We start from the raw sequence: 9,410 nt of genomic DNA, 5'->3' as shown, positions 1-9,410 counted from the left end.
GCTGCTCCGGGGTCATCTTGGTGCGGAGTTCATTCCAGTTTCTGGCCATGCTGATCCTCCTCCCTCAGAGTGTCGAGATGTATGTCGTACAGATGGTCGGCGAGTGGCACGAACATCTCGTACCAGCGGTCCTGGCCGGTTTTGTCGCCGCCGATGAGCAAAATGGCGTTCCGGCGTGGGTCGAAAGCGTACAGGATGCGGTAGGGGCGACCCTGGTGCTGAATGCGGAGTTCTCGCATATGTGCATGCCGGGAACCATGAATCCCAGAGCTGTGAGGAAAGCCGAGTTGCGGACCACGCGCTTCAAGCAGCCTTACAGACGCGTCCACACTTTCCTGTTCAGCCTCGGTGAGTGTGGCCCACCAGGAGCCGAGTTCATCGGTGTATTCGGCAGTCCAGGTCATGCTGTGTATGCTTTCGAGTGACTATGCACTTGAGGGTATATTAGCAGATTGGATGAGGTTTTTGAATACTCCGCCCTTGACTTAGAGCGCACTCGAAGGATTAGGCTGCCCCCATGTCGGCGGCGAGCACCGTACCAGACCTGAGCATCGGCGAACTCTCGGCGCGGCTGGGCGTCAGTGCCCATACCCTGCGCGAGCGGGCCGGGTTGCTGGCGGTGCCGCGTACAGGCAGCGGTGTGCGGCGCTACAGCGCCCGCGAGGTCGAGGTGCTGCGCTTTCTGCTGGCCCTGCGCTCCACTGGCCTGCCGATTGCGGCTATCCGGCGCTACGTCGAGCTGGCGCAGGCAGGGGAACAGACCGCCCCGGATTGCCGCGCCCTGCTGGTGCAGCACCGGCAAGACGTGCAGGGCCGCCTCCAGGCCCTCACCGCCGACCTGGGCGCCATCGAACGAAGGATCGAGTGGTATGACCGGCAACTGCCCGGTTCATCAAAGGAGCGATTATGACACGGAACACCGAACAACCGCTTGAGCAGGTCAAGCTCGGCTCACAGGGACTGACGGTCAGCCGCCTGGGATTGGGCTGCATGGGCATGAGCGAATTCTACGGCGAGGCCGATGACGCCGAGAACCTGCGCGTGTTTGAAGCCGCCCTGGACGCGGGCCTGAACTTCTTCGACACCGCCGACATCTACGGCCCGTTTACCAACGAGGTGCTGGTGGGTAAAGCGCTGCGGAAAGTGCGGGGTCAGGTCATCATCGCCAGCAAGTTCGCCATTCAGCGCGGGCCGGGCGGCGAGCGGCTGGGCATCAGCGGGCGCCCGGAATACGTCAAATCGGCGGTGGAGGCCAGCCTGAAGCGCCTGAAGACCGACCACATCGACCTGTACTACCAGCACCGCGTCGATCCCAACGTGCCCATCGAGGAGACGGTGGGCGCCATGTCCGAACTCGTCCAGGCCGGGCAGGTACGCTTCCTGGGCCTGTCGGAAGCCACCCCGGAGCAGATTCGCCGCGCCCACGCCGTCCACCCGATCACGGCGCTGCAATCCGAGTACAGCCTGTGGAACCGCGAGCCGGAGGAGGAAGTCATTCCCACCGTGCGCGAGCTGGGCATCGGTTTCGTGCCGTACAGCCCGCTGGGACGCGGCTTCCTGACCGGCGAGATCAAGTCACCGGACGACTTTGAAGAGGGCGATTTCCGCCGCCACAACCCCCGTTTCCAGGGCGAGAACTTCCAGACAAACCTGAAACTGGTGCAGGCCGTGCAGAAGATGGCCCTTGAAAAACGCATCAGCGCCGCGCAACTGGCCCTGGCCTGGGTGCTGGCGCAGGGTCAGGACCTGGTGCCCATTCCCGGCACCAAGCGCGTGAGGTATCTGCGCGACAACCTCGGCGCCGTGCACGCCCATCTGAGCGCAGACGACCTGGGCCGCCTGAATGAGATCGCTCCGGTGGGTGTGGCGGCTGGGGCGCGGTACTGAGGGAGGAAACTGGTGTGGAGTGGAGCTGGGAAGGCTCACAAGGAATCAAGCCGATCCTCGGCCCCCCTGATAGGTTGACCCCTCGCCCCCTGCGGGAGAAGGGTGCTGCGAAGCAGCGGGGAGAGGGGGTGATTGGGGGACTGGGTGATTGGGTGACGGCCCCGTCATGTGGAGCCTTCTGTTTCCCTTCAGCTCACAGCGCCTTTATCAGCTCCAGCACCTGACCGGGCCGCAGCGTGTAGTCACCGGGCTTTTCCTCCACGAAGGCGTGGCGTACCTTGCCTTCCTTGTCGATCAGAAACACGGCCCGGCCCGAAATGGCGCGGTCTTCGATGGCCACGCCGTAGCTGCGGGCGACTTCCAGGTTCATGTCGGCCAGCAGCGGCACCTCGATGCCGTACTCGGCGGCCCAGGCTTTGTGGGTGTGCAGGCTGTCGCGGTTGAGGCCCAGGATCACCGTGTCGGCGTCGGCAAAATCGTCCTGGCGGCCCGAATATTCAGGGAGCTGCATCGAGCAGACCGGCGAGAAGTCGAGCGGGTAGAACACCAGCACGACGTGTTTATGGCCCCGGTAGCTGCTGAGGGTCACGGTGTCGCCGCCCGTGGACGGCAGGGTGAAATCGGGGGCCATCTGGCCGGGCTGGGGAATGCTCACGGTGGCCTGGGTCATGCCATCAGTTTAACGGAGTGGACCGGGCTGGGCGGTAAGAACTGCCTAGCCCGAACTGTCCAGCCCGAACTGACCTGAGAATGAGTGGTCCGGCGCGAGACTTGAGCGCTTCTTGGGGCAGACTTTGGACTTGCCTGGCTTACTGACAGATTGTCTGCTGGGCGTATTTGTGACCAGAGGCGAGGTGCTACTCTGCGGTCACGTCCCGCCCCAGCGCCTACTCAAGTCGGTTACCCCGCAGCGAGACGCCTACAAGGAGTTCTCTGATGGCTGATGTCATGCCCCCCAATATGCTGGCCGATGTCCCGCAGACCCCCGCCGGGCTGCTGAGCAATGCTGAAAAAGACCGCCTGATCGAGCGCGGTTTTCTGGGCCTGTACCGCTGGTACACCGCCCGCAGCCAGGAAACGCGCAACTGGAACGCCGACAAGTCGTTTGACTGGCGAGCCCTCTCGCCCAATTTGCCGCCCGACATCATGACCGTGCTGACCGGCTTCTTCGCCGTCGAGCAGTACGCACCGGATTTTACCAGCAACCTGATTAACCTGGTGCGGCGCTCACATGGCCGCAGCCACTTTCAGATGCGCTGGGGCAGCGAGGAGGAAAAGCACGCCGACGCCTGGGAAAACGCCGTGCTGTTCTCGCGCCAGCGCACGCCGCAGTGGCTGGTCGAATACAAGGAGCGCCTCAAAGCCCAGACCTGGGAGCTGCCGTTTCAGGACGCGCTGCACAACATGGTCTACACCGTGTTTCAGGAACGCGCCACCCAGCTCAACTACCTCAACATGATGAAGATCGCCCAGGGCAAGTCTGAAAAGCCGCACCTCCAGGGTTTCTCCGACCCCGTGCTGGCCAAGGTCGCCCAGACCATCGCCGTGGACGAGGCCGCCCACTACAACTTCTTCTTAGAGGGCGTGCGGATGTACCTGTACTACTACCCGCAGCGCACGCTGGAGGCCATCCGCAACATCATCGGCCAGTTTTCGATGCCCGCCGCCAAGCTGGTGCCCGACTGGGAAAAGTTCTACGAAACCGTCTACCGCGCCGGAATCTACGGCCCCCGCGATTTTTCGCGCGACGTGATGCAGGTGGCCTTTCGCAACCTCGGCATCGAGAGCCGCAAGTCGCTGGAAGAGGGCCTGAAAAAGACCCGCGAGGTGCCCGACTTCGAGGGCCAGACCTTCAAGTCCACCGTTATCTGGGACACCTTCGATTACGGCCAGGTGGAAGGCGACGTCAAGCGGCTCCACCTGCGCATCCAGGACTATGAAAAGGTCATCGGCTTTGACGCCATCGACCCCACCGAGTTCGTGGTCAACCCTGAGGCGCCCGTCAAATCGGTCCAGGCCGCAGACGACTGAGTAGGTTTTTGGCGAGCGGGTTTTCTGAAGGTCGGGGCGAGTGCTCCGGCTTTTTTGTTAGGTTACTGCAATTTAGGTTAATAATGTCATCGTTTGGCCTCTGAACTGAAGAAAAACAGCGATAAAACTAGTGAAATAAAGCCACCAATGAGGATAAAATAGATCAGAGAATTGTTTCCGACAAAACCATCTAGGAATGATCCACTGGCAGTGCTATTATTGCTAAATTTATACGCGCTTACGATCATTGCACGTGCCAATTTGTCGGAAGCGAGGAGCAAGCTCGCTGAGCTTATGCACGTGATGCCAATCACAAGGAAGATCTTTGTCATTCCCTATGTTAACCGACTGGTAGCCATCCGCCGCAACTATCCGCTTCATTTCCTCAACGACCAGGACGAGCACTTGACTTGTCAGGGTTTGTTCAACGGCGTGACTCTGTTGAGCTGAATTATACAGCAAGCCAGAGATCTGACGCATGAGGCACTGAGTCCTACAAAGGCCCACTCAGCCGCGTAATCTCCTCGCCGATGCGGGCCGTCAACTCCTTGATGCCCCCCGACGGTTCGATCAGCGGCCCGAAGCGCACCAGCCATCTTTGTCCGTCGCGCCGCAGTCCGACTGGCAACACGGGAGAGCGCCCCCGCAGGGCGATCAATCCCACGCCGCCCTGCATCTGCCCGCCGCCGCGTGTGCCCTCCGGAAAGAGGCCCAGCGTGCCGTCGTCTTTGAGCACGCGCAGGGCGGTGCGAATGGCGGCCAGATCGTTGCCCTCGCGGTCTACCGGGAAGCTGCCGCCCGCCCGGATGATGGCGCCCGTGACCGGCCCGAACAGCTCTTTCTTGGTCATGAACTGGACATGGTGCCCCGGCATGGTGCGGGCGATGATGAACGGATCGAGCGACGAGACGTGCGCCCCGGCGACCACCAGCTTGTGCCCCGGCGAGGGAATATGCTCGCGCCCCAGCGTATGCACGTACTGCCCGCGCAGCACAATCGGCAGTTTGGTGACGGCCAGCACGAAGTCGTACACCAGCGGATTGATGGGCGGTGCGTGAAGCTCGGCCTCAGCGGGCGCACGGTCTCCGGTGGGCGTGGGTGGCCGGGTGTCAGGTGCGGGCGCGGTCATCTGTTCAGGATACAGGCCCGGCAGGGGGCAACACCAGAAACTCAAGATCGGCGGCGTAGGGGCATAAAAAAGCCGCCTTCTTCGGCGGTGATAATCAGAATATAGCGCGGTATGAGGCGGAAGTCAAATTTATGCAACGGATCGTTCTGGCTAGACTCCCGATATGCCTCCCGAAGTTGCGACCTTCCTCCGCGCCCTCGCTGCCACCGACATTCACCCCTGGCTGATGGGCGGCTGGGCCACCGAACTGCTGAGCGCTCAGATTCGTCCTCACGACGACACAGACCTTTTCGTGGCATTGAATGACGTGCCGAGGCTGGCGCCGCTGCTCTCGGAGCTGGGTTTTACCTTGGTCCACGGCAGCCTGGCCGACGATGCGTTTTACCGGCACGGCGAATTGCTGCTCAACCTGACCCCGATTGACGACGCGGTTTCGCCGCCCCGCACGCTCGGTTCGCTGGCCGCCATCGTCTGGCCCTCCGACCTGTTGGCCGGGCAAGCCGTCGTGTGGGACGGTATTCCGATGCAATCCCTGACGCCCGCCGCACTGATCGCCATGAAGCGCTGCGTCTCCGAGTTTTACAACGTGCCACTGCGCGAAAAGGACGAGTGGGACATCGCTGCGCTGGGGCGTCTAACCTGAGCGCCCCGCCCACAGCCCGGCCCCGATCAGCCCGGCGTCGGCGCCCAGCTCGGCGTGGACGATCTCCGGCTGGTAGCGCTCCGGAAAGACAGCCAGGCTTGCCCGCACCCGTGCCAGGTAGCCACTTCTCAGGCCCACGCTGCCGCCCAGGGCGACCCGCTGCACGCCCAGCAGCGCGGCGATGTCGGCCACCTTCCAGGCGATCAAGGCGGCGCTGCGGCGATACAGGGCGTCGGCCTGCGCGTGTCCAGTCTCGGCGGCGTCGGCCAGGGCGCGGGTACTGTTCAGACCAAGGCCGAGCGCCTGCGTGCCCAGCGCGGTGCCGCTCGTCTCGAATTCCAGCGGTCCCAGATGGCCCAGGGGCGGCATCTCGGTGCCGGGTGTCCAGCTCGCGGGCACGCTGACGAAGCCCAGTTCGGCGTCGAGTCCGTTGGCGGCCAGGTGCAGCCGCCCGCCCAGCACCAGTCCGGCGCCGACCCCCGTGCTGATGGTCACGAACATGAATTCGCTCTGCCCCCGCCCGGCGCCCGCTGAATATTCGCCCCAGGCGGCGGCGCGGGCGTCGTTGAGCACCGCGCAGGGCAGATTCAGGCCCGCGCCCAGTGCCTCGGAGAGCGCCACGTCATGCCAGCCGGGAAAGGTATGAATCGCCGTCGCCGTGACCCGCCCGCCCGCCACCGCTCCGGCGCAGGCGACGCCCAGGGCCGAGGCGCGGGGTGAGAGCGGCGCGGCCAGCGCCAGGGCAGCTTCGATGACTGCATTCGGGGTGCTGGGCTTGGGTGTGCGGGCCTCCAGGCGCTCGGTGACGGCGCCGCGCTCGATCAGCGCCGCCCGAATGGACGTGCCGCCGATATCGAGGGCGAGCAGGGGAGGAGTTGAGGCAACGGGCACGGCCACAGTCTGCCATGCGATGGAGAACGCAGGGTGCCGCTGCGCCCGCTTACTCGCTGACGCTCAGCGGAAACACCCCGGTGAACAATCTCGGCCAGGCCAGATGTGGGCGCCCGATGTCCAGTGTGAGGCCGGTAGACGCGAACTGCCGCTCCCAGAGTGAGCGAATCAGCGGCGTGATGATCTCGTCCAGATGCGCTTCCGCCTCGGCTCGCTGCTCGCCCAGGTCATACGGACTGGGCTCATGCAGCCGTGAACGCACCTCCGAGCGCACGAACGCCTGATACAGCCCGTCGTCCACCATCTGTCCGAAGACGGCCTGAACCTGCGCGGCCCGATCAGTTACCATCTTTGCCAGTTTCCCGAACGCTACAGCGCTCCCCAGCGTGTTACCTGCCGTATTCCAGGCCGAGTAGCTCGCCAGCCTGCCCAGCGGCAGCGGCTGAAGCATCTGCCACAGGCGCCTCTCCGCGCCGTTCGGGTAGGCGATGTCGGCCAGGGCGACCGGGCGCACCCCGTTCAGCTCAAGCGTCAGGCGGTCCACGAAGGCGGGCAGATGGCGCTGGGCGGTGTCCACCACCGCGAAATCCGGCTGCCGGTTGGCCTGCGCCGCGCCGGGCGTGTTGACCATCAGCACGAAGTCGGCCTCCGTTGGCGTGTCGGCTGTCCCGCAGCCTGCCGCCCGCAGGTGGGCGCGGACGAGTTCACCGGCTGGTCGGTCCTCGTAGATCATTCGCGTCTGGGCGCCGCTGACGCCGCTGTAGATCACCCAGGCGCGGGCGGTGGCCGGGTACAGGGCGCGGGCGATCAGCGTGCAGGGCACCTCGTCGGCGCCGGGGTAAACGTCGAAGCGCGGCCAGACGGCCAGCTCGTCGGCCCTGGCTTCCAGTGCGCGGCGGTCTGCTGCGGCCAGGCCGTACTCGGCGGTGTCGTCCAGCGTCAGGCAGAGGTGCGCCAGAACGCCTGCGTGCAGCAAGTCCAGCGCGGCCAGATGGAGGGCATGGTTGCGTTGCCGGGTGCCGATCCAGTCGGCCAGGATGTCGGGCGGCACGGCAGCCTCGGCAGCGTCCAGCGCGGCGCGTTCGCCCTCGCCGTGGCGGGCGAGTCGGTCCAGGGCCACACCATACGCCCGCAGCCCCGCGCCCCAGTCGCCGTAATACGACTTTTCCTCGTGTGGATCGTTGTCGTGCGCCACCCGGACGATGACCCCGAAGGCGTAGATACGGAGACCTGGATGCCGGGCCTTGATCTCGCGCAGCACGTCTAGCCGCGCCAGCACGTCACTCAAGGGGTCCGAGACGCGCCGGGCCGGAATCATCCCGCCGAGCGTCAGCGTCTCCAGACAGACGATCAGGACGTCGGCCCCGGCAGCCTGGTCGAGCAGCCAGCCTCGCAACATTCTGGTGTCGCCGGGCGTGTTGAAATGCGGCAGCGCCCCGGCGGGCGGCGCGTCTACCTCGGCGCCGACCATCCGGGCCAGCAGCGTCGGCAGAGTCAGCGTCACCGGGCGGGTGTCGGGCGGGATCAGCAGCAGCCTCAAGCGTTCAAGTGCTCCAGAATCCAGGTTACGGCGTCGTCGCGCATCTTCTTGCTGGTGTAGTGGCCGACTTCGGGGTAGACCTTTTCGCTGAAGTTCTGGGGGCAGCCTGCCGCCGCGTAGGCTTCTCGCAGGGCGGCGGCGGTGGGTTCGTGGTGCGCCTCCAGCGGAAAGGTCGGGTCGCGGTCGCCGCTGGCGAGAAACAGCGGCGTGGGCGGAGCGCTGGCCGCGTGGGTATTGGGCCGCTGACCCTCCAGAAAGGCCCGCGTGCCCGGCGCGTTCACGTCCGGTTCCTGCCAGACGCCGGAGGTGATTAATGCCGCGACGCCGCACAGGCGCTTCTCGCTGCGGGCCAGGCTCAGCGCCACATAGCCGCCCATGCTGCTGCCCACCGCGTAGACCGGCAGCCTGTGCTGAAGGTTCTGGCCGTATTCGGTCAGGAGTACCGTCATCATCGCCCCGGCCTCGGCCACGCTGCGCCGCGCACTCTCCCAGATGAACTCGCGGGCGTTCAGGCCCGGCTGATTGAGCGCCCGCTCCCCGTGCAGCGGCGCGTCGGGAATGACCACTGCCACGCCCCCGGCGGTCAGCGCCGAGTAGACGCCCAGCTTGCCCTCCTTGGCCGCCCCGGCGCCGTGATAGACGATGCACAGCCCCCGCAGCGGCAGGCTGGGCAACTCGACCAGGCAGGGCACGCGGGCAAACACCCGCCTTGAGACGCTGTACGGCAGCCCACCCACATTCGTCGTCGCGGGCGGATCAGCCGGAGAAAAGAGGCGCTGGGCGGTCATGGGAGGGGCCTGAGATAGACGTAATTCATGGTGGTTCCCCCGTGCGTGTTGATGTGGGCTTCATTGTAGAGGAGGGGGGAGTGGTACGGGGCGCGGCTGCGCCGCTGGTGGGAAGTGGGGAGTGGGGAAGGGCATGAGCTGGCGCTCACTTCCCCTCACCCCGCTGCTTCGCAGCGCCCCTCTCCCAGTGGTAGAGGGGTCAACGACGAGCGCCCAGACGCTATTTTTCCGCTGAAGTAGACCACTACCTTCCAGCGAGGTCAGTTATGGGCGAATGCGGAGCACGGGCGCCCTACGGAACCGGCCACGATGTGGAGAACGTCGGGAGAAAAAGTGCGTCTGGGACGAATGGGAAGTACCATGCCGAGCGCAGCGACCAACTCCCTCACCCCACCGGGGCGGGGGCGTCTTGGCCAGAACGGACTGTCGTCGTGAACGGACTGTCCTCGTGAACGGACGCCCATGAGGACGCCACTCCTCCCCATGAGGGTGCCACTCCTC

10 protein-coding genes are annotated in these 9,410 nt (G+C 65.0%); 4 read left to right on the top strand and 6 right to left on the bottom strand.

The window, feature by feature from the left end:
- Nucleotides 1-29 precede the first annotated feature (29 nt).
- The gene (locus tag Q0R23_RS12895) at nucleotides 30-404 is read right to left on the bottom strand and encodes a type II toxin-antitoxin system RelE/ParE family toxin (protein ID WP_293913623.1); all 375 of its coding nucleotides are present in this window, start codon (nucleotides 402-404) and stop codon (nucleotides 30-32) included.
- Nucleotides 405-517: 113 nt separating this feature from the next.
- Here Q0R23_RS12895 and Q0R23_RS12890 point away from each other — a divergent pair, with 113 nt between their 5' ends.
- Nucleotides 518-910, top strand: coding sequence for a MerR family transcriptional regulator (locus Q0R23_RS12890; protein ID WP_293913622.1), 393 nt, complete (start codon nucleotides 518-520; stop codon nucleotides 908-910).
- On the top strand, nucleotides 907-1,887 hold the full coding sequence (locus tag Q0R23_RS12885; RefSeq protein ID WP_293913621.1) for an aldo/keto reductase: 981 nt from the start codon (nucleotides 907-909) through the stop codon (nucleotides 1,885-1,887). The genes Q0R23_RS12890 and Q0R23_RS12885 overlap by 4 nt, the downstream gene beginning before the upstream one ends.
- A gap of 193 nt (nucleotides 1,888-2,080) precedes the next feature.
- Here the strand turns inward: Q0R23_RS12885 and Q0R23_RS12880 are convergent, their stop codons facing one another.
- Nucleotides 2,081-2,536, bottom strand: a complete 456-nt coding sequence (locus tag Q0R23_RS12880; RefSeq protein ID WP_293913624.1) for a peroxiredoxin — start codon at nucleotides 2,534-2,536, stop codon at nucleotides 2,081-2,083.
- Between the two features lie 287 nt (nucleotides 2,537-2,823).
- Between Q0R23_RS12880 and Q0R23_RS12875 the strand changes: the two genes are divergently transcribed.
- Complete coding sequence (locus tag Q0R23_RS12875; RefSeq protein WP_293913620.1) at nucleotides 2,824-3,918, top strand: acyl-ACP desaturase; 1,095 nt, start codon at nucleotides 2,824-2,826, stop codon at nucleotides 3,916-3,918.
- Nucleotides 3,919-4,411: 493 nt separating this feature from the next.
- Here Q0R23_RS12875 and Q0R23_RS12870 read toward each other — a convergent pair whose 3' ends face one another.
- Nucleotides 4,412-5,047, bottom strand: a complete 636-nt coding sequence (locus Q0R23_RS12870; RefSeq protein WP_293913619.1) for a lysophospholipid acyltransferase family protein — start codon at nucleotides 5,045-5,047, stop codon at nucleotides 4,412-4,414.
- A gap of 163 nt (nucleotides 5,048-5,210) precedes the next feature.
- Between Q0R23_RS12870 and Q0R23_RS12865 the strand changes: the two genes are divergently transcribed.
- A complete protein-coding gene (locus tag Q0R23_RS12865; protein ID WP_293913618.1) occupies nucleotides 5,211-5,690 on the top strand; it encodes a hypothetical protein in 480 nt (159 codons plus the stop codon).
- Here the strand turns inward: Q0R23_RS12865 and Q0R23_RS12860 are convergent.
- Genes Q0R23_RS12860 through Q0R23_RS12850 form a run of 3 tightly spaced genes read right to left on the bottom strand, consistent with a single transcriptional unit; the run spans nucleotide 5,682 to nucleotide 8,909 of the window.
- On the bottom strand, nucleotides 5,682-6,581 hold the full coding sequence (locus Q0R23_RS12860) for an ROK family protein (RefSeq protein ID WP_293913616.1): 900 nt from the start codon (nucleotides 6,579-6,581) through the stop codon (nucleotides 5,682-5,684). The two genes, Q0R23_RS12865 and Q0R23_RS12860, sit on opposite strands and share 9 nt — an antisense overlap.
- 49 nt (nucleotides 6,582-6,630) lie before the next feature.
- Entirely contained in the window at nucleotides 6,631-8,121 is a 1,491-nt protein-coding gene (locus Q0R23_RS12855) for a DUF4127 family protein (RefSeq protein WP_293913614.1), read from the bottom strand.
- Nucleotides 8,118-8,909, bottom strand: a complete 792-nt coding sequence (locus tag Q0R23_RS12850; RefSeq protein WP_293913612.1) for an alpha/beta hydrolase — start codon at nucleotides 8,907-8,909, stop codon at nucleotides 8,118-8,120. The genes Q0R23_RS12855 and Q0R23_RS12850 overlap by 4 nt, the downstream gene beginning before the upstream one ends.
- Nucleotides 8,910-9,410 lie beyond the last annotated feature (501 nt).

The sequence above is a fragment of the Deinococcus sp. genome, assembly GCF_025362455.1.
GTDB lineage: Bacteria > Deinococcota > Deinococci > Deinococcales > Deinococcaceae > Deinococcus.
Note: the sequence above shows the minus strand (reverse complement) of the source record. Positions and strands in the feature narration are given on the sequence as shown.